The organism is Pseudorhodoferax sp. LjRoot39, from assembly GCF_964253035.1.
GTDB lineage: Bacteria > Pseudomonadota > Gammaproteobacteria > Burkholderiales > Burkholderiaceae_C > Pseudorhodoferax.
The window spans coordinates 5,506,507-5,524,186 of sequence record NZ_CAXUQL020000001.1; the positions used below are offsets into that span (position 1 = coordinate 5,506,507).

General features: G+C 69.7%; 17 protein-coding genes. 11 read left to right on the forward strand and 6 right to left on the reverse strand.

Annotation, left to right across the window (positions count from 1 at the left end; translation table 11 throughout):
- Positions 1-2: 2 nt before the first annotated feature.
- Positions 3-479 (forward strand): nucleoside deaminase, encoded by a 477-nt coding sequence (locus tag ACSQ4M_RS25620; protein ID WP_436192213.1) that lies wholly within the window; start codon positions 3-5, stop codon positions 477-479.
- Positions 476-1,456, forward strand: a complete 981-nt coding sequence (locus ACSQ4M_RS25625; RefSeq protein ID WP_436192214.1) for an isopenicillin N synthase family dioxygenase — start codon at positions 476-478, stop codon at positions 1,454-1,456. The genes ACSQ4M_RS25620 and ACSQ4M_RS25625 overlap by 4 nt, the downstream gene beginning before the upstream one ends.
- On the opposite strand, the gene ACSQ4M_RS25630 is transcribed toward ACSQ4M_RS25625, so the two are convergent.
- Positions 1,443-2,390, reverse strand: coding sequence for an MBL fold metallo-hydrolase (locus tag ACSQ4M_RS25630; protein WP_436192215.1), 948 nt, complete (start codon positions 2,388-2,390; stop codon positions 1,443-1,445). The genes ACSQ4M_RS25625 and ACSQ4M_RS25630 overlap by 14 nt on opposite strands.
- A 63-nt stretch (positions 2,391-2,453) precedes the next feature.
- Here ACSQ4M_RS25630 and ACSQ4M_RS25635 point away from each other — a divergent pair, with 63 nt between their 5' ends.
- The 6 genes from ACSQ4M_RS25635 (at position 2,454) to ACSQ4M_RS25660 (ending at position 8,885) form a co-directional block, all read left to right on the forward strand.
- Positions 2,454-2,870 carry a VOC family protein gene (locus ACSQ4M_RS25635; protein WP_436192216.1) on the forward strand — a complete coding sequence of 139 codons (417 nt, stop codon included), beginning with the start codon at positions 2,454-2,456 and terminating at the stop codon, positions 2,868-2,870.
- A 65-nt stretch (positions 2,871-2,935) separates the two neighbouring features.
- Positions 2,936-3,976: an SPFH domain-containing protein gene (locus ACSQ4M_RS25640; RefSeq protein ID WP_436192217.1), complete on the forward strand. Its 1,041-nt coding sequence runs from the start codon at positions 2,936-2,938 to the stop codon at positions 3,974-3,976.
- Between the two features lie 66 nt (positions 3,977-4,042).
- Positions 4,043-5,542, forward strand: coding sequence for a DUF4178 domain-containing protein (locus ACSQ4M_RS25645; protein WP_436192218.1), 1,500 nt, complete (start codon positions 4,043-4,045; stop codon positions 5,540-5,542).
- Between the two features lie 25 nt (positions 5,543-5,567).
- Positions 5,568-5,789 (forward strand): DUF350 domain-containing protein, encoded by a 222-nt coding sequence (locus ACSQ4M_RS25650; RefSeq protein ID WP_436192219.1) that lies wholly within the window; start codon positions 5,568-5,570, stop codon positions 5,787-5,789.
- A gap of 4 nt (positions 5,790-5,793) precedes the next feature.
- Positions 5,794-7,317 carry a polyamine aminopropyltransferase gene (locus ACSQ4M_RS25655; RefSeq protein WP_436192220.1) on the forward strand — a complete coding sequence of 508 codons (1,524 nt, stop codon included), beginning with the start codon at positions 5,794-5,796 and terminating at the stop codon, positions 7,315-7,317.
- Positions 7,314-8,885 carry an FAD-dependent oxidoreductase gene (locus ACSQ4M_RS25660; protein WP_436192221.1) on the forward strand — a complete coding sequence of 524 codons (1,572 nt, stop codon included), beginning with the start codon at positions 7,314-7,316 and terminating at the stop codon, positions 8,883-8,885. Before ACSQ4M_RS25655 ends, ACSQ4M_RS25660 begins: the two co-directional genes overlap by 4 nt.
- Here ACSQ4M_RS25660 and ACSQ4M_RS25665 read toward each other — a convergent pair.
- Both ACSQ4M_RS25665 and ACSQ4M_RS25670 read right to left on the reverse strand, forming a co-directional pair.
- Complete coding sequence (locus tag ACSQ4M_RS25665) at positions 8,848-9,252, reverse strand: S-adenosylmethionine decarboxylase family protein (protein ID WP_436192222.1); 405 nt, start codon at positions 9,250-9,252, stop codon at positions 8,848-8,850. The genes ACSQ4M_RS25660 and ACSQ4M_RS25665 overlap by 38 nt on opposite strands.
- A gap of 16 nt (positions 9,253-9,268) precedes the next feature.
- Positions 9,269-9,709 carry an FKBP-type peptidyl-prolyl cis-trans isomerase gene (locus tag ACSQ4M_RS25670; protein ID WP_436192223.1) on the reverse strand — a complete coding sequence of 147 codons (441 nt, stop codon included), beginning with the start codon at positions 9,707-9,709 and terminating at the stop codon, positions 9,269-9,271.
- 171 nt (positions 9,710-9,880) lie between these two features.
- Here ACSQ4M_RS25670 and ACSQ4M_RS25675 point away from each other — a divergent pair, with 171 nt between their 5' ends.
- The 3 genes from ACSQ4M_RS25675 (at position 9,881) to ACSQ4M_RS25685 (ending at position 12,637) form a co-directional block, all read left to right on the forward strand.
- Positions 9,881-10,555, forward strand: coding sequence for a PEP-CTERM sorting domain-containing protein (locus ACSQ4M_RS25675; protein ID WP_436192224.1), 675 nt, complete (start codon positions 9,881-9,883; stop codon positions 10,553-10,555).
- Between the two features lie 89 nt (positions 10,556-10,644).
- Entirely contained in the window at positions 10,645-11,820 is a 1,176-nt protein-coding gene (locus ACSQ4M_RS25680; RefSeq protein ID WP_436192225.1) for a patatin-like phospholipase family protein, read from the forward strand.
- 37 nt (positions 11,821-11,857) lie between these two features.
- Entirely contained in the window at positions 11,858-12,637 is a 780-nt protein-coding gene (locus ACSQ4M_RS25685) for a 3-hydroxybutyrate dehydrogenase (RefSeq protein WP_056673907.1), read from the forward strand.
- A 36-nt stretch (positions 12,638-12,673) separates the two neighbouring features.
- Here ACSQ4M_RS25685 and ACSQ4M_RS25690 read toward each other — a convergent pair whose 3' ends face one another.
- The 3 genes from ACSQ4M_RS25690 to ACSQ4M_RS25700 form a co-directional block, all read right to left on the reverse strand.
- Positions 12,674-12,988, reverse strand: coding sequence for a putative quinol monooxygenase (locus tag ACSQ4M_RS25690; protein ID WP_436192226.1), 315 nt, complete (start codon positions 12,986-12,988; stop codon positions 12,674-12,676).
- Positions 12,989-13,056: 68 nt separating this feature from the next.
- Positions 13,057-14,481, reverse strand: a complete 1,425-nt coding sequence (locus tag ACSQ4M_RS25695) for an efflux transporter outer membrane subunit (protein WP_436192227.1) — start codon at positions 14,479-14,481, stop codon at positions 13,057-13,059.
- A 1-nt stretch (position 14,482) separates the two neighbouring features.
- Positions 14,483-17,662 carry an efflux RND transporter permease subunit gene (locus ACSQ4M_RS25700; RefSeq protein ID WP_436192228.1) on the reverse strand — a complete coding sequence of 1,060 codons (3,180 nt, stop codon included), beginning with the start codon at positions 17,660-17,662 and terminating at the stop codon, positions 14,483-14,485.
- Between the last annotated feature and the right edge of the window lie 18 nt (positions 17,663-17,680).

Genomic DNA, 17,680 nt, shown 5'->3' on the forward strand with positions numbered 1-17,680 from the left:
GCATGGACGACCTCAACGAGGCCGATGGCCGCTACCTGCGCCAGGCCATCGCCCTGTCGGCCATCGGCAGCGCGCGCGGCAACCGCCCGTTCGGCGCGGTGGTCGTGGGCGCCGATGGCCGGCTGCTGGCCGAGGCCCACAACGACAACGCCGCCACCGGCGACTGCACGGCCCATGCCGAGGTCAACGCGCTGCGCCAACTCCAACGCGAGGCCATGGCCGGCGCGACCATGTACGCGTCGGGCGAGCCCTGTGTGATGTGCGCGGGCGCGATCTTCTGGAGCGGCATCCGCCGCGTGGTGTTCGGCATCGACGCGGTCAGCCTGCGGCGCTTTCGCGCCACGGACGCCGCGGCCGCAGACCTGCAGATGTCGTGCCGCGAGGTGTTTGCCCACAGCGCGGAGCCGTTCACCGTGATCGGCCCCGCGCTTCTCGACGAAGCGGCGGCGCCGCACCAAGCTTTCTGGGGAATCAAATGAGCTACGAACTGCATGAACTGGCCAAGGAATCGCGCATGGGCGCGGTCGGCACCGAGGCCGCGCGCGAGGTGCGCGTGATCGACCTGTCGGACTTCGAACGCCGCCACGCCGAGATCGCCGACCAGCTGTGGGACGCCGCGGTCGACGTGGGCTTCTTCCAGCTGTCCAACCACGGCATCGCGCTGGCCAAGGTGCGCGAAGCCTTTGCGATGACCGAGCGCTTCTTCGCGCTGCCCGACGCCGTCAAGGCGCGCCACCCGCTCAAGAAGGGCCTCAACGCGGGCTGGGAAAGCCGCGCCCAGGTGCGCCCCTCCACGGGCACGCCGGACCAGAAGGAGAGCTACCAGATCACGCGCCCGCACATGGAGGGCCTGTGGCCCGGCGAGGACGCCCTGCCCGGCTTCCAGGACACCATGCTGGCCTTCGAGGCCCAGGCCTGGAATGTGGCCATGCGCGTGCTGTCGTGCTTCGCCGTGAAGCTGGGCTTCGCACGCGAATTCTTCACGGCCGCGCACGACCCCAGCCAGCCGGACTACCAGAGCACGCTGCGCATGCTGCACTACTTCGCGGTGGACCCGGCGCTGCGCGAGCAGATGGGCCTGTGGCGTGCCGGCGCCCACACCGACTTCGACTGCCTCACGCTGCTGTTCCAGCGCAGCGGCCAGGGCGGCCTGCAGCTGCTGCCGGGCAAGGACATGGACACGCAGGCCTGGACCTCGATCACGCCGTCCGACGAGCTGATCACCTGCAACATCGGCGACATGCTGATGCGCTGGAGCGACGACCAGCTGCCCAGCAACTTCCACCGCGTGAAGAACCCCGCGGCCCACGAGTACCAGGGCGCGCGCTACAGCCTGGCCTTCTTCGCCCAGGCCAACCGCAGCGTCATGATCGACAGCCCCTCGGGCAAGTACCCGAGCATCACGGCCGGCGACTTCCTGCAGCAACGCATCGCGGCGAACTTCAAGAAGTACTGAGACGGTAGACGCCTTCGGCGTCCACCTGCACCTGGCCATCGGCCAGCAGTTCTTCCAGGTGCTGCGCGATGGTGCGGGCCTCGGCGGAATCGACCCACCAGCTCTGGTGGTCCGGCGGGTACAGCAACCGGCAGGCGACGAGCTGGGCCAGCGTCTTCGGCGACTCGGCCAGCAGCGCACGCAGGCGCGCGCTGCGTTCGTCGATCTTGGCCGCGAAGGCGGCCAGGTCGCGCAGGAAGCGTTCGCGCTCGGTGTAGACGCCGCGGTGGTGCGAGGTTACCCAGACCTTGGCCGGCACCTGTGGCAGCCGTTGCAGGGTGGCGCGGAAGTCGCGCAGGCTGGAGCCCGCATCGGCGTAGTACGGACCGAAGCTGCTCAGGTCGATGTCGCCGATGAAGGCCACGCCCTCGGGCTCGACCAGCAGCACGGTGTGGCCGGCCGTGTGGCCCGGCATGTGGAAGGCGCGGATGCGCGAGCCGCCCAGTTCCCAGCAGGCGCCGTCGGCATAGGCCTGGGCGTCCGGGCGCGGCGCGTAGTAGAAGTCGCGCTGGTAGCGGGCCAGCACTTCCTCGCCGAGCGCAGCACTGGCCACGCCCATGGCCGCGAGCAGGCCGGGCCAGCTCTGCGCGGCCGGCAGGTCGGCATGGTGCACGTGCACGGGAGCATGGGGCAGGCGGTGCAGCCCGGCCATGTGGTCCTCGTGCACATGGCCCATGACCACGAGTTCGCTCGCGTCGAAGGCCTCGCCGATGAAGTTGGAGACGATGGGCGTGTCCATGGCCGCACGCGTGTCGGTGCCGCGCACCAGCACCTGGTTGCCGTCGGGGTACTTGCCGCTGCGCTGACCGAAGAAGACCGAGACCCGGCCGAACTCGACATGCTGCACGCCGGCACGTGGCGCAGGATGGTGCGCAGCGGTCTGGGAGGCGCTCATGGGCTCGGCACCATACCAGAGCGGCACCGGTGCACTGTCGCGCGCGGCGCACAATCGCGCCCCATGCAAAGCATCTTCCACCTCGCCTTCAACGTCCGTGACCTGGACACCGCGCGCCGCTTCTACGGCGGCGTGCTCGGCTGCCGCGAAGGCCGCAGCACCGAAACCTGGGTCGATTTCGACTTCTTCGGCCACCAGATCTCGCTGCACCTGGGCGAGCCCTTCGCCACCGCGCGCACCGGCCATGTGGGCGACAAGCTGGTGCCCATGCCGCACTTCGGCCTGATCCTGCAGCTGGACGACTGGCAGGCCATGGCCAGGCGGCTCACGGACGCGGGCACCGACTTCGTGCTGGAGCCGCAGGGCCGCTTCGAAGGGCAGCCCGGCGAGCAATGGACCATGTTCTTCCTCGACCCCTTCGGCAACCCGATCGAGGTCAAGGGCTTCCGCTCGCTCGCGTCGGTGTACGACGCGCAGTAACGCCTTGCAATAGCGCCACCGCGCGGGGCTATCATCCCGCGACCCAGAACACGAGGAGGGGCACCATGGCCTTGATGGACTTCATCCGCAAGCAATTCATCGACGTCATCCAGTGGACGGAGGACGGCGACGGCACGCTGGCATGGCGCTTTCCCATGCAGGACATGGAGATCCAGTACGGCGCCTCGCTGACCGTGCGCGAGTCGCAGATGGCGGTCTTCGTCAACGAGGGCAAGGTGGCCGACGTGTTCGGCCCGGGCCTGTACAAGCTCACCACGCAGAACATCCCGCTGCTGACCAACCTCAAGAACTGGGACAAGCTGTTCGAGTCGCCGTTCAAGAGCGATGTCTACTTCTTCAGCACGCGCCAGCAGGTCGACCAGAAATGGGGCACGCCCCAGCCGGTGACGATCCGCGACAAGGACTTCGGCGCCGTGCGGCTGCGCGCCTTCGGCAACTACAGCTTCCGCATCGCCGACCCCAGGGTGTTCCACACCGAGATCTCGGGCACGCGCCCGGCCTACGGCACGGCCGACCTCGAGGGCCAGCTGCGCGGGATGGTGCTGCAGCACCTGTCGGACGGCATCGCGCAGAGCGGCATCCCGTTCCTGGACCTGGCGGCCAACCAGATCGAGTTCGCCAAGGCCCTGGCGGCCGAGCTGGGGCCGGCCTTCGCGGCCATCGGCTTGAAGCTCGAGGGCATGACGGTGCAGAACGTCTCGCTGCCCGAGGAGCTGCAAAAGATCCTGGACCAGAAGATCGGCATGGGCATGGTCGGCAACGACATGGGCAAGTTCATGCAGTACCAGACCGCCCAGGCCATCCCGAAGTTCGCCGAGGGTGCGGGTGGCGGCAGCGGCGTGGCCGGCGATGCCATGGGCCTGGGCGCCGGCGTGGCGCTGGGCCAGGTGCTGGCGCAGAACCTGCAGCAAGGCCTGCAGCGGCCGGCCCCGGCCCCGGCCGCGCCTGCGGCGGCCGCCGCGGTGCTCAAGCCCGAGGACGTGCTGGCCACGCTGGAGCGCCTGGGCGAACTCAAGACCAAGGGCATCCTGACGGACGAAGAGTTCGCCAGCAAAAAGGCCGAGCTGCTCAAGAAGCTGGTCTGACCCTGGACTGCGCGGTGGTCTCGGCCTGACCGGCCGGGCCCGCCGTGCGCCTGCCGCACGCCTCGCATGGCCAACGACACCCCACAGCGCAGCTACAGCGCGCCCTGCCCCGGCTGCGGCGCGCCGGTCACCTTCCTGCACGCGCAATCCACCCACGCCATTTGCGCCTACTGCCAGAGCACGGTGGTGCGCGAAGGCGAGGTGCTGCGCCGCCTGGGCAAGATGGCCGAGCTGTTCGACGACCACAGCCCGCTGCAATTGCAGGCGAGCGGCACCTGGCAAGGCCAGGCGTTCACGCTGGTCGGCCGGCTGCAGTACCGCGGTAGCAACGGCACCTGGACCGAATGGGAGGCCCTGCTCGCCGACGGCAGCCTGGCCACCCTGGGCGAGGACAACGGCAGCTATGTGTTCAGCCGGCCCGGTGCGCCGCAGCAGGCCCTGCCCGCGGCCGGAACGTTGCGCGTGGGTCAGCGGGTCGCGCTCTCGGGCACTGCCTACAGCGTCGCCAGCCGTGACCAGACCACGCTGATCGCCGCCGCGGGCGAGCTGCCGCACCTGCCGCCCCTGGGCCAGGCATTCGAGATGGTGGAGCTGCGCAGCGCCGACGGCGAGGTGCTCAGCATCGACTACGGCCGCCAGCCGCCGCTGGTCGCGCGTGGCCGCGCGGTGCTGCTCGAGGATCTGCAGCTCCGTGGCCTGCGCGATGGCATCGCGAAGGAGGAGCGCGCGCGCCAGTTCGCCTGTCCGCAGTGCGGCGCGCCCGTGCAGGTGACCTTGGCCAGCAGCAAGACCATCACCTGCACGCAGTGCCACGCCGTGATCGACCTGTCCGGCGGTATCGGTGGCGAGCTGCGCCACGCGCTGCAGGACGAGCCGCATCGTCCGCTCATCGCGCTGGGCAGCATCGGCCGGCTGCAGGGCGTGGACTGGCAGGTGGTGGGCTTCCAGCACCGGCTCGGCCGCGACCCCGAAGACCCCGACGAGACCTTCGGCTGGAGCGAATACCTGCTCTACCACGCCAAGCGCGGCTTCTCCTTCCTCGTCGATTCGCAGGACGGCTGGAGCATGGTCGCGCCGACCACGGGCGCGCCCCAGCTCTCGGGCGACGGCCGCAGCGCGAGCTACCTGGGCAGCCGCTACGATCTGCGCGAGCGCTACCAGGCCGAGACCGACTACGTGGCCGGCGAGTTCTACTGGCCCGTGCAGCGCGGCCAGAAGACCAGCAACAGCGACTTCGCCAAAGGGCGCACGCTGCTGTCGATGGAGCGGACGGCCAACGAGATCACCTGGTCCACCGGCGGGCAGCTGGACAGCGCCACGGTGGCCCAGGCCTTCAAGCTGGAGGGCCGCAAGGACCTGTTCAAGCGCAGCGACGCGGCGCCGCTCAGCGCGGCCTCCGGCCTGAGCCGCACCACCATCGTGCTGGTCGTGCTGCTGGTGCTGGTGATCCTGTTGGTCGCGCGCTGCGACGACTGCGACCCGCAGCGCGAGAACTGCAGCCATGGCAGCAGCCGTTCCAGCGGCGCTTCGTACGGCGGCTACAGCACCGGCGGCGGCCACAAATGAAGACTCTTTCTGACGGAGGTTCCCCATGGGACTGGAATGGTTGAGACCCGGCGCCTTCTTTGGCTCCATCCTGTACGCGCTGATCGGCGTGGTGGTGTTCTGGCTGGCGTTCGTCGTGATCGACAAGATCACGCCCTACGACCTGTGGCAGGAGCTGGTCGAGAAGCAGAACGTGGCGCTGGGCATCGTGGTCGGCGCGATGTGCCTGGGCATCTCCATCATCGTGGCCGCAGCGGTGCACGGTTGAGCGCGTGACGACCGCCGCTTCGCGGCCGGTGGCGGTCGCGCTGCTGGCCAGCGTCTTCGTCGTGGCCGCCTGCGGGCTGGTCTACGAACTGGCCGCGGGCGCCCTGGCCTCCTATGTGCTGGGCGACTCCATCCTGCAGTTCTCCACCATCATCGGCAGCTACCTGTTCGCGATGGGTGTGGGCTCGTGGCTGTCGCGCTACTTCGAGCGCCAGCTGCCGGCGCATTTCCTGCGCATCGAGCTGCTGGTGGCGCTGGTGGGCGGTGCGCTGCCGGCCATCCTGTTCATCGCCAACGCCTGGACGCCGGACGCCTTCCGGCTGCTGCTGTACGGGCTGGTGTTCCTGGTCGGCACGCTGGTGGGACTGGAGATCCCGCTGGTGATGCGCATCCTCAAGCGCGACGTGGCGCTCAAGGACCTGGTCTCGCAGGTGCTGACCTTCGACTACCTGGGCGCGCTGGCCGTGTCCGTGGCGTTCCCGCTGCTGCTGGTGCCGCACCTGGGACTGGTGCGCACGGGACTGCTGTTCGGCTTCATGAATGCGGCCGTGGCGCTGTGGGCGCTGTGGCTGTTCCGCCATGAGCTGCGCCAGTTTGGCGCCCACGCGCTGGCCTGCGTGCTGACGCTGGCCGTGCTGGCCACGGGCTTCGTCGGCGCCGACCGCATCACCACGCTGGCCGAGGACCGCTTCTACCAGGACCGTGCCGTGTTCAGCGAACAGACGCCCTACCAGCGCATCGTCGTCACGCACGGCCGTCACGGCCACCGGCTGTACCTGAACGGCAACCTGCAGTTCGCCGAGCACGACGAGTACCGCTACCACGAGGCCCTGGTGCACCCGGCCATGGCCGCCCATGGCGCACCGCGCAAGGTGGCGGTGCTGGGCGGTGGCGACGGCATGGCCGTGCGCGAGATCCTGAAGTACCCGACCGTCGAGCAGGTCACGCTGGTCGAGCTGGACCCGGCCATGACGCGGCTGTTCCGCGACCACGCACCGCTGGCCGCGCTGAACGGCGAGGCGCTGCGCTCGCCCAAGGTGCGGGTGGTCAACACCGACGCCTTCCGCTGGCTGGAGGAGACGCAGGACATCTTCGACGTGGTCGTGGTGGACTTCCCCGATCCGACCAACTTCTCCATCGGCAAGCTCTACACCAACTCGTTCTATGCGCTGCTGGACCGGCACCTCGCGGCCAGCGGCTACGCGGTGGTGCAGTCGACCTCGCCGCTGCTGGCGCGCCAGAGCTTCTGGACCGTGGTCGCCACCATCGAGTCGGTGGGCCTGCAGACCGCGCCCTACCACGCCCATGTGCCGAGCTTCGGCGAATGGGGCTTCGTGCTGGCCGGGCGCCGGCCCTGGCGCGCACCAAAGCAGCTGCCCGAGGGCCTGCGCTTCCTCGACCTGGACGGCGTGGCGGCGCTGTTCGACTTTCCGCGCGACATGGCACGCGTGCCGGCCGAGGTGAACCGGCTGTCCAACCAGGTGCTCGTGAACCTCTACGAGGACGAATGGGGCAAGGCCAAGCCATGATCTCGCGGCGCGCCTGGCTGGCCGGCGCAGCCCTGCCGCTGCTGCAGGGCTGCGATACGCCGGCATCGCCGCTGGCCGGCGCCTTCGTGGGCGCCAGCCCCGAGCGCGGCCACCTGCTGCGCTCGGCCATGGCGCAGGCGCCGGCCCGCACGCAGCGCACGCGCGTGCTGATCGCTGGCGGCGGCGTGGCCGGGCTGGCCGCGGCGCGTGCGCTGCGCCAGCGCGGCATCGAGGACTTCGTGCTGCTGGAACTGGAAGACCAGGCCGGCGGCAACAGCCGCGCCACGCAGCTCCAGGGCCTGCCCTGCCCGCTGGCCGCGCACTACCTGCCGCTGCCCACGGACGCTGCGCACGAGGTGCAGGACCTGCTTGAGGAACTCGGCCTGCGCCAGCGCGTGGCGGGCCGTTGGGAGTATGAAGAGCGCCACCTGTGCCACAGCCCGCAGGAGCGGCTCTACCGCAACGGCCACTGGCAGGACGGCCTGCTCCCCCTGCAGGACATCGGCGCCGGCACGCTGGCGCAGTACCGGCGCTTCGCCGCGCGCGTGGCGGCGCTGATGCGCAGCGCCCCGTTCGCCCTGCCCGCGCAGCGCGTGCCCTTCGCGACCGAACACGCGGCGCTGGACGCCCAGACCATGGCGCAGTGGCTGGGCCGCGAGGGCCTGGACGACGCGCAGTTGCACTGGTATCTGGACTACTGCTGCCGCGACGACTTCGGCGCGGGGCTGGAGAGCGTGTCGGCCTGGGCCGGCATCCACTACTTCGCCAGCCGGCATGGCTTCCATGCGCCCGGTGATGCCGATGCCGAACGCGAGGCGGTGCTGACCTGGCCCGAGGGCAATGCCTGGCTCACACAGCGGCTCGCGCAGCCGCTGGGCGATCGGCTGCGCTGCGCACGCGTGGTGAGCCGCATCGCCCCCCAGCGGCAGGGGGTGACCGTACAGGCGTTGGACCTGGCCAGCGGCCAGCTGGAACAGTGGGAAGCCACGCACTGCATCGTCGCGCTGCCGGTGTTCGTGGCCGCGCGCGTGCTGGCCGAGCCGCCGGCCTTCGTGCGCGAGGCTGCCACCACGCTGCGCTACGCGCCCTGGCTGGTGGCCAACGTGCACCTGCGCGCCGCACTGGACGACCACGGCGGCGCGGCGCCGAGCTGGGACAACGTGGTCTACGGCAGCCACGCGCTGGGCTATGTCGACGCCGGCCACCAGGGCCTGGCGCAGCGCCGCCCGGACAGCCCGCGCGTGCTGAGCTGGTACCACGCGCTGGGGCTGGCACCCGAGGCGCGCGGCGCGCTGCTGCAACAGCCCTGGCAGCACTGGGCTGGGCTGATGTTCGACGAACTCGGCCCCGCCCACCCGGACCTGCGCGCCAAGGCCACGCACATCGCGGTCGCGCGCTACGGCCACGCCATGGCCACGCCGGTGCCGGGGCTGGTGCAGCGGCTGCGCGCCAACCCGGCGACGCCGCAGGCCGGCCCGCTGCTGTTCGCGCACGCGGACTGGTCGGGTTACTCGGTGTTCGAGGAAGCCTTCACGCGCGGGCACCTGGCAGGGCTGGCGGCGGGCTGAGGCCGCGCTCCAGTGCCTGGCGCAGCACCTGTTCGGGCGCAAAGCGCGCCACCAGCGCATCGAGCAGCGCCCGGGCCTGGCCGCGGTGGTCGGCGCCGAAGTTGCAGACGTAGACGTCCAGCGTCACGGCCGCCTGCTCGGGCCAGGTGTGCACGCACAGATGCGATTCGGCCAGCAGCACCGTGGCGGTCACGCCGCCCGGGCCCTGGTCCGTGTCGGGAAAGCGGTGGACCAGCTGCCCCACGGGCTGCAGGCCGGCATCGCGCACGGCCTGCACGCACCAGGCACCCAGCGCCTGCGCGTCGATGAGCCAACGCGGCGCGCAGCGGCAGCCGTGCAGGTCGGCGGTCAGGTGCAGGCCGCGCATGCTGCCCCCGCAGGCATCACTTGCCGTTGATGCCAAGCAGCTCGACCTCGAACTGCAGCGTGGCGTTCGGCGGGATCACGCCGCCCGCGCCACGGCTGCCGTAGGCGATGGCGGCCGGGCAGGTCAGCCTGGCCTTGCCGCCGACCTTCATCTTCTGCACGCCCTCGGTCCAGCAGGGGATCACGCCGCTGAGCGGGAACTCGATGGGGGCGTTGCGCTTGTAGGAGCTGTCGAACTCCTTGCCGTCCAGGAAGGTGCCGCGGTAGTGCACCTTGACCTTGTCGCTCGCGCCGGGGCTGGCGCCCTTGCCGTCCTGCAGCGAGCGGTAGACCAGGCCGGACGTCGTGGTCTGGGCACCGGGCTCCTTGGCGGCAGCGTCGAGCGTGGTGGCGGTCTGCGCAAAGGCGGCGCCGGTGAGGAGTGCGGCCAACAGGACGGCGGACGGTCCGAGATGCATCGAGGGTTCCTTCAAGGGGCAAAGCTGCGAATTATGGCCAGCCGCACGGTTGCCGGATTCGGCAGGCGCATACGGTGCGGCGGCGGAATCCTTTCTCAGGGATCTCACGCATGGTTGCTTTGTATATTTGAATACACTTCTTTCCTTTTTTCTACGTTCGATTGGTTTGACATGAAGAAGTTGATCGCGGCAGCCAGCGTGATGGCATCAGTACTTTGGTCCCCTGCCCAGGCTGCTCCCACGACCCTCACGTGGGTCGATTCCGGTGCCTACACGGCTGCAGGCTTCGCCAATCCGGCCAGCACCAACTACCTGGCCGGAAACTGCGTCGACCCGTGGTGCCAGACGATCCAGGGTGATTTTCGGAACTTCTTCGTTTTCGACACCGCGCCGCTGGTCGGCACGGTGACCTCCGGGATCCTGCGGCTGCGCAACGGCTTCGTACCCGTTGGCGGTGTCTATTCGATCTTCGATGTCACCACCCCGATCACGGCACTGCGCGAAGGCGGCACCGGCCTGACTGGCGTCTACGACGACCTGGGTTCAGGTGTCCTGTACGGCAGCACCCCCGTGGAGAGCAGCGATGTGACCGGCCGCGCCTTCGTCGACGTGGTCCTCAACGCGGCGGCCATCGCCGCCATCAACGCCAGCAACGGCCTGTTCGCGCTGGGCGGCAACTTTGACTCCACGATGTTCGCGTTCGGCGGCACCAACACGGACGAGCGCAGACAACTGATCCTCGAGATCAACGACGTGCCGGAACCCTCGTCCGTGGCACTGTGCGCATTGGGCGTCGGGTTGGTTGCCGCCGCGCGCCGCCGCAAGCTGCCCACCGCGGCACGCTGACCTGCGCGCAGGCCGGCAACCGGGCCGGCCCGCGGCCTATACTGCACTGCAACAAGCGGGCTGCAGCCCGCGCTCCTGAAGGCTTCCCGGTGTCGACATCCTCCTCTCCCGCGCGCGCCCATTCCGGGCAGGCCGAACACTGTGTCCTGGTGCTGCAAGGCGGCGGCGCCCTCGGTGCCTACCAGGCCGGCGTGTACGAGGCGCTGGCCGAACGCGGCGTGGCGCCCGACTGGGTGGCCGGCGTCTCCATCGGTGCGATCAACGCCGCGCTGATCGCCGGCAACCCGCCCGAGCGCCGCGTGGACCAGTTGCGCGCGTTCTGGGCCCAGGTCTCGTCGGGCCTGCCCATGCCCGCGCTGCCGGCGAGCTATGGCGACGAAGCGCGCAGCCTGTTCAACACCACCAGCGCCGCGCTGGTGGCCAGCTTCGGTGTGCCGGGCTTCTTCATGCCGCGCGTTCCACCTGCCCCCCTGCAAGCTGCAGGGACCGTGCCGGCCCTGAGCTGGTACGACACGACGCCGCTGCGCAGCACGCTGGAGCGCCTGCTCGACTTCGACCGCATCAACGACGCGCACTGCCGCGGCAAGGTGCGGCTGTCGGTCGGCGCGGTGGACGTTGAAAGCGGCAACTCCGTGTACTTCGATTCGGCGGACCCGACCTGCACCCACCCCATCGGCCCCGAGCATGTGATGGCCAGCGGCGCGTTGCCGCCAGGCTTCGCGCCGATCGCGGTGGACGGCCGCTGGTACTGGGACGGCGGCGTGGTCTCCAACACGCCGCTGCAGTATGTGATCGACCAGCCCTCGGTGCAGGACATGCTGGTGTTCCAGGTCGACCTGTTCAGCGCGCGCGGCGCGCTGCCGCGCAACCTGGACGAGGTGGCCGAACGCGCCAAGGACATCCAGTACGCGAGCCGCACCCGCCTGAACACCAACCTCGTGGCCGCGCAGCAGCGCCTGGCCGAGGCCGCCCAGCGCCTGGCCGACAAGCTGCCCGCCAGCCTCCAGGGTGACCCCGACCTGCAGGCCCTGCTCAACGCCGGCAACTGCAACGCGGTCACGGTCATGCACCTGATCCACCGTAGCAAGAGCCACGCCGGCCAGTCCAAGGACTACGAGTTCTCGCGCCAGACCGTTGCCGACCACTGGGCCGCCGGCCGGGCGGACGTGGAGGCCAGCTTCGCCAACCCGCGCTGGCACGACCGCCCGCGCAAGACGGCCGGCATCACGGTGCTCGATCTCGCCCCGCGGCCCTCGGGCCGTTGAACCGCTCCACACCCCGCCCCCCCTGAAAGGACCCGCCATGAAACTCAAGGACAAAGTCACGCTCGTCACTGGCGCCGCCAGCGGCATCGGCAAGGAGATCGCCTGCACCTACGCACGCGAAGGCGCGCGCGTGGCCATCGCCGACATGAACAAGGCCGCGGCCGACGCCACAGCCGCCGAACTGCGCGCGGCCGGCCACCAGGCCATGGGCGTGGCCATGGACGTGACCAGCGAGGAGCAGGTCAACGCCGGCGTGGCCGAGGTGGTGGCCGCCTGGGGTACGGTGGACGTGCTGGTCAGCAACGCCGGCATCCAGATCGTGCACCCCATCGAGGACTTCCCGTTCGCCGAGTGGAAGAAGATGCTGGCCATCCACCTGGACGGCGCCTTCCTGACGACCAAGGCCGTCATCCCGCACATGTACAAGCAAAAGAGCGGCTCCATCATCCTGATGGGCTCGGTGCACTCCAAGCTGGCCTCGGTGCTGAAGGCACCTTACGTGACGGCCAAGCACGGCCTGCTGGGCCTGGCCCGCGTGCTCGCCAAGGAAGGCGGCCCCTACAACGTGCGCGCCAACGTGATCTGCCCGGGCTTCGTGCGCACGCCGCTGGTGGACAAGCAGATCCCCGAGCAGGCCGCCACGCTGAAGATCAGCGAGGAAGATGTGATCAAGAAGGTCATGCTCAAGGACACGGTGGACGGCGAGTTCACCACCGTGGCCGACGTGGCCGAGGTGGCGCTGCTGTTCGCCTCGTTCCCGAGCAATGCGCTGACGGGCCAGTCGCTGATCGTGAGCCACGGCTGGGCCATGGAATGAAGAACGGGGGCCGCGGCCCCCGTTGTGTTTGAAGCGTCAGGCGCCGACCGGCTCCAGGACATGGATCGCACGGTTGGCTACCCACTCCTTGGTCTTGGCACCGTAGGCCGCCATGTGCGGCGCCTTGGCATGGGCCTTGAGCGCATCGAAGCTGGCCCATTTCTCGACCACGACCAACGTGTCGGGGCCGAAGGTGGCCCAGCCTGGCGGCAGGTTGGCGGCGTCGACCACGGCACCGTACTCGATGCAGCCGTCCTCGGCCAGCACCGCCGCGCGGTTCTCGTTGAAGGCGGCCAGCACGTCGCCGCGCTTGCCGGGATGGGTGGTGATGATGGCCAGCACCTGGATCATGGAATCGGTCTCCTGAAGAAGGCGGCCCCACTGGCCGCCGGCGGCGCCGATTCTGCCCGCGTGCCCGCTCAGCCCGCTGTCGCGGACGGAGCAGTGGCTTGCGCGTTCCAGCCACCGCCCAGCACCTTGTAGAGCGTCACGCGGTTGGCCTGGTCGGTCAGCTGCAGGCCGATCAGCGTCTGCTGCGCCGTGTACAGCGTGCGCTGCGCGTCCAGCACCTCCAGGTAGCTGCCACTGCCGCCCTTGAACAGGGCCTGGGCCAGGTCGAAGCTGCGCGCCGTGGCCGCAACCAGGGCACGCTGGGCGTCCAGCCGCTCGGCCAGCGTGCGGCGCTCGGCCAGCGCATCGGCCACTTCGCGGAAGGCGGTCTGCAGGGTCTTCTCGTAGCTGGACAGCACGATGTCGCGCTGCACCTCGGTCGCACGCAGCTGGTTGCGGCGCGCACCGTTGTCGAACAGCGGCAGGTTGATGGACGGGCCGAAGCTCCAGATCCGGCTGCCGCCCTCGAACAGGTTGGACAGGCTGGGGCTGGCCACGCCGGCCGAGCCGGTCAGCGTGATGCGCGGGTACAGGGCCGCGCGTGCGACGCCGATGTCGTGGTGGGCGGCGCGCAACGCATGCTCGGCTGCGAGCACGTCGGGCCGCTGCTGCAGCACGCTGGACGGCAGGTCGGCCGGCGGCGTGGGCAGCGGCGCGACCGTGACCGATTGGTCGCCCGGCAGCAGGTCGGCCGGCAGCTGCATGCCGGCCAGCAGCGCCAGCGCGTTGCGGCCCTGCTCGACCAGGCTGTCGTAGGCCGCCACCTGGCCACGCGCGGACTCCACCGTGGTCTGGGCCTGGGCCAATGCGACGCCGGACTGCGCGCCCAGCGCATGGGCCTGGCGGATCAGTTCGTAGGAACGCTGCTGGCTCTGCAGCGTCTCGCGCGCCAGGCGCAAGCGCTGCTGGTCGGTCGCCAGCTGCAGCCAGGACTGGGCAACGGACGCCACCAGGCTGATCTGCACGCTGCGGCGCGCGTCTTCGGTGCGGAAGAATTCCTCCAGCGCCGAATCGGACAGGTTGCGCACGCGACCGAAGAAATCGAGCTCGTACGCGGTGAGGCCGAAGTTGGTGCTGAAGCGATCGGCAACGCTGGCGTTGCCGTTCGCGGTCAGGGCCGCCGGCGTGCGCGTGCGCGTGGCCGCGCCGCCCAGATCCACCGAAGGCAGCGTGGCGGCGCTGCTCACGCCGTACAACGCACGCGCGCGCTCGATGCTGAGCGCGGCGGAGCGCAGGTCGCGGTTGTTGTCCAGCGCGAGCGCCAGCGCACCGCGCAGGCGCTCGTCGACGAAGAACTCCTGCCAGCCGGCCAGCGGCTGGCCGGTGCCGGCGGCCTGGCCGCCGGCGGGCCAGGCCTGCGGGATCGGCGCAGCGGGCTGCTGGTAACGCGGCGCGAGGTTGGCGCAGCCGGACAACAGGGCCAGCACGGCCAGCGGAATCAGGGCACGGCGCATCTCAGTGGCCCCCCTGCTCGATCAAGGGGGTCTGCACGGTCGCGGTCTCCCTGCGCTTGCCGCGCCGCTCCAGCCAGCCGCGGATCAGCACGAAGAACACCGGCACGAAGAAGATGCCCAGCGCCGTGCCGATGGCCATGCCGCCCAGCACGGCAGTGCCGATGGCAACGCGGCCGCCGGCGCCAGCGCCAGTGCCGATGGCCAGCGGCAGCACGCCGAAGCCGAAGGCCAGCGAGGTCATCAGGATCGGGCGCAGACGCAGGCGGACCGCCGCCATGGTGGCGTCGAACACGCTGCGGCCCTGCTCCTGCAGCTGCTTGGCGAACTCCACGATCAGGATGGCGTTCTTGGACGACAGGCCCACCGTGGTCAGCAGGCCGACCTGGAAGTACACGTCGTTGGTCAGCCCGCGCGTGCTCGTGAACAGCAACGCGCCGATGATGCCCAGCGGCACCACCAGGATCACCGAGAACGGCACCGACCAGCTCTCGTACAGCGCCGCCAGGCACAGGAACACGAACAGGATGGAGATGGCATAGAGCAGCGGCGCCTGCGCGCCCGACAGCCGCTCCTGGTAGGAGGCGCCGGTCCACTCGTAGTCGATGCCGGCCGGCATCTCGCGCATGATCTCTTCCACGATCGCCATGGCGGCACCCGAACTGATGCCGGGCGCGGCCTCGCCCGTGAACTCGTAGGCCGGCGCACCGTTGTAGCGTGCCAGCTGCGGCGAGCCATAGCTCCAGCGCGAGCTGGAGAAGGCATGGAACGGCACCATCTGACCCAGGCTGTTGCGCACGCTCCAGCGCTCGACGTCGGAGGGCAGCATGCGGAAGGCGGTGTCGCCCTGCATGTAGACGCGCTTGACGCGGCCGTTGTTCAGGAAGTCGTTGACGTAGGTACCGCCCATGGCCGTGGACAGCGTGCTATCCACGGAACTGGTGGCCAGGCTCAGCGCGCCAGCACGCGCGTCGTCGATGTCGATGCGGAACTCGGGCGTGTCGTCCAGGCCGTTCATGCGCACGTTGCGCAGCTCGGGCCGGGCCTGCAGCAGCTCCAGCGTCTTGCGCTGCGCGGCGACCAGGGCCTCGTGGCCCAGGCCGTTGATGTCCTTGAGGAAGAAGTTGAAGCCCGAAGCCGCACCCAGTCCGCGCACCGCCGGCGGCAGCTGCACGATGATGCGCGCGTCGCGGATCTTGCCGAGCTCGCGGCCAGCCCGCGCCGCGATGGCGGCCGCAGAGGCCGAGGCCTCGGCGCGCTCGTCCCACTCCTTGAGTTTGACGAAGGCCCGCGCCGAACTCTGGTCACCGTTCTGGCCGGTCAGCACGTTGACGCTGACCACCTCGGGCTGCTGGGCGAAGTATTCCTGCACCTGGTTCACGATGGGTTGCAGGCGGGCGTTGGACGCGCCGGGCGGCAGGTTCATCTGCACGGTCACGAAGCCCTGGTCCTCGTCGGGCAGGAAGGCCGTTGGCAGGCGCATGAACAGCACCGTGACGCCCGCCAGGATCAGCGCATAGACGATCAGGCTGCGCTTGCCGCGCTTCAGGATGCCGCCGACCGCGCCCTGGTAGGCGCCGGCGCTGCGGTCGAAGCCGTGGTTGAAGTGGACGAAGAAGCGGTCCACCCAGCCCAGCGGGCCGCGGCGAGGTGCCGCGCCATGCGGTCCGTGGGCGCCCTTGGGAATCGGCTTGAGCAGCGTGGCGCACAGGGCCGGCGTGAGCGACAGCGCCACCAGAACCGACAGCACCATGGACGAGACGATGGTGATCGAGAACTGCCGGTAGATCACGCCCGTGGAGCCGCCGAAGAAGGCCATGGGAATGAACACGGCCGACAGCGTCAGCGCGATGCCGACCAGCGCCGGCGTGATCTCGGCCATGGACTTCTTGGTCGCCTCCTTGGGCGAGAGACCCTCGTCGCTCATCACGCGCTCGACGTTCTCCACCACCACGATGGCGTCGTCCACCAACAGGCCGATGGCCAGCACCATGGCGAACATGGTCAGCGTGTTGATCGAGTAGCCGGCCGCCGACAGCACGCCGAAGGTGCCCAGCAGCACCACGGGCACGGTGATCGCCGGGATCAAGGTGGCGCGGAAGTTCTGCAGGAACACGTACATCACGATCACGACCAGCAGCACGGCCTCGAACAAGGCCTTGACGACCTCCTCGATGGACGCGCTCACGAAGGGCGTGGTGTCGTAGGTCACGAAGCTCTCGAGCTGGTTCGGGAAGAACGGCTGCAGCTCGGCGATCTTGGCGTTGACGGCCTCGGCGACCTTGACGGCGTTGGCACCGTCCGCCAGCACGATGCCCATGCCGGCACCCGGGCGGCCGCGCAGGATGGAGCGCACCGTCAGATTCTCGGCACCGAGCTCGAGCCGGGCCACGTCCTTCAGGCGCACGACAGCGCCGTCCGGCGTCACGCGCAGCACCACGTTGCCGAACTGCTCGGGCGTCTCCAGCTTGCTGCGCGCGGTGATGGTGGCTGTCAGTTGCTGGTCGGCGACGGCAGGCAGCGCGCCGAGCTGGCCGGCCGAAACCTGGGCGTTCTGGGCCTGCAGCGCGCTGTTGATGTCGGAGGGCATCAGCGCGTACTTGCGCAGCTTGTCCGGGTCCAGCCAGATGCGCATCGCGTAGCCCGTACCCAGGACCTGCACGTCGCCCACGCCATCGACGCGGCTGATCACGTCGACCAGGTTGCTCGTGATGTAGTCGCCGACGTCCACGGCCGAGGCGCTGCCGTCGCCCGAGTAGAAGGCGATGACCATCAGGAAGTCGTTGCCGCCCTTGGTCACGAACACGCCGCGGCTTTGCACCTGCTGCGGTAGCCGCGACATGGCCGGCTGCATCTTGTTCTGCACCTGCATCTGGGCCACGTCGATGTCGGTGCCCGGCGCGAAGGTCAGCGTGATGCGCGACTGGCCCGAGGAGTTGCTGCTGCTCTGCATGTACAGCAGGTTGTCCAGCCCCTTCATCTGCTGCTCGATGATCTGCGTCACCGAATCCTCGACCGTCTTGGCCGAAGCGCCGGTGTAGGTGGAGCCCACGGACACGCGCGGGGGCGCGATGTCGGGGTACTGCTCGAGCGGCAGCGTACGGATCGACAGCAGACCCGCGAGCATCACGATGATGGACAGCACCCACGCGAAGATGGGGCGCTCGATGAAGAACTGCGCCATGGATGGACCTCCTGGTGC

Bases quoted from the DNA above. Each gene is read 5' to 3' on its own strand.
- ACSQ4M_RS25620 (WP_436192213.1), top strand. From the start codon at position 3: ATGGACGACCTCAACGAGGCCGATGGCCGCTACCTGCGCCAGGCCATC.
- ACSQ4M_RS25625 (WP_436192214.1), top strand. From the start codon at position 476: ATGAGCTACGAACTGCATGAACTGGCCAAGGAATCGCGCATGGGCGCG.
- ACSQ4M_RS25630 (WP_436192215.1), bottom strand. From the start codon at position 2,390: ATGAGCGCCTCCCAGACCGCTGCGCACCATCCTGCGCCACGTGCCGGC.
- ACSQ4M_RS25635 (WP_436192216.1), top strand. From the start codon at position 2,454: ATGCAAAGCATCTTCCACCTCGCCTTCAACGTCCGTGACCTGGACACC.
- ACSQ4M_RS25640 (WP_436192217.1), top strand. From the start codon at position 2,936: ATGGCCTTGATGGACTTCATCCGCAAGCAATTCATCGACGTCATCCAG.
- ACSQ4M_RS25645 (WP_436192218.1), top strand. From the start codon at position 4,043: ATGGCCAACGACACCCCACAGCGCAGCTACAGCGCGCCCTGCCCCGGC.
- ACSQ4M_RS25650 (WP_436192219.1), top strand. From the start codon at position 5,568: ATGGGACTGGAATGGTTGAGACCCGGCGCCTTCTTTGGCTCCATCCTG.
- ACSQ4M_RS25660 (WP_436192221.1), top strand. From the start codon at position 7,314: ATGATCTCGCGGCGCGCCTGGCTGGCCGGCGCAGCCCTGCCGCTGCTG.
- ACSQ4M_RS25665 (WP_436192222.1), bottom strand. From the start codon at position 9,252: ATGCGCGGCCTGCACCTGACCGCCGACCTGCACGGCTGCCGCTGCGCG.
- ACSQ4M_RS25670 (WP_436192223.1), bottom strand. From the start codon at position 9,709: ATGCATCTCGGACCGTCCGCCGTCCTGTTGGCCGCACTCCTCACCGGC.
- ACSQ4M_RS25675 (WP_436192224.1), top strand. From the start codon at position 9,881: ATGAAGAAGTTGATCGCGGCAGCCAGCGTGATGGCATCAGTACTTTGG.
- ACSQ4M_RS25685 (WP_056673907.1), top strand. From the start codon at position 11,858: ATGAAACTCAAGGACAAAGTCACGCTCGTCACTGGCGCCGCCAGCGGC.
- ACSQ4M_RS25690 (WP_436192226.1), bottom strand. From the start codon at position 12,988: ATGATCCAGGTGCTGGCCATCATCACCACCCATCCCGGCAAGCGCGGC.
- ACSQ4M_RS25695 (WP_436192227.1), bottom strand. From the start codon at position 14,481: ATGCGCCGTGCCCTGATTCCGCTGGCCGTGCTGGCCCTGTTGTCCGGC.
- ACSQ4M_RS25700 (WP_436192228.1), bottom strand. From the start codon at position 17,662: ATGGCGCAGTTCTTCATCGAGCGCCCCATCTTCGCGTGGGTGCTGTCC.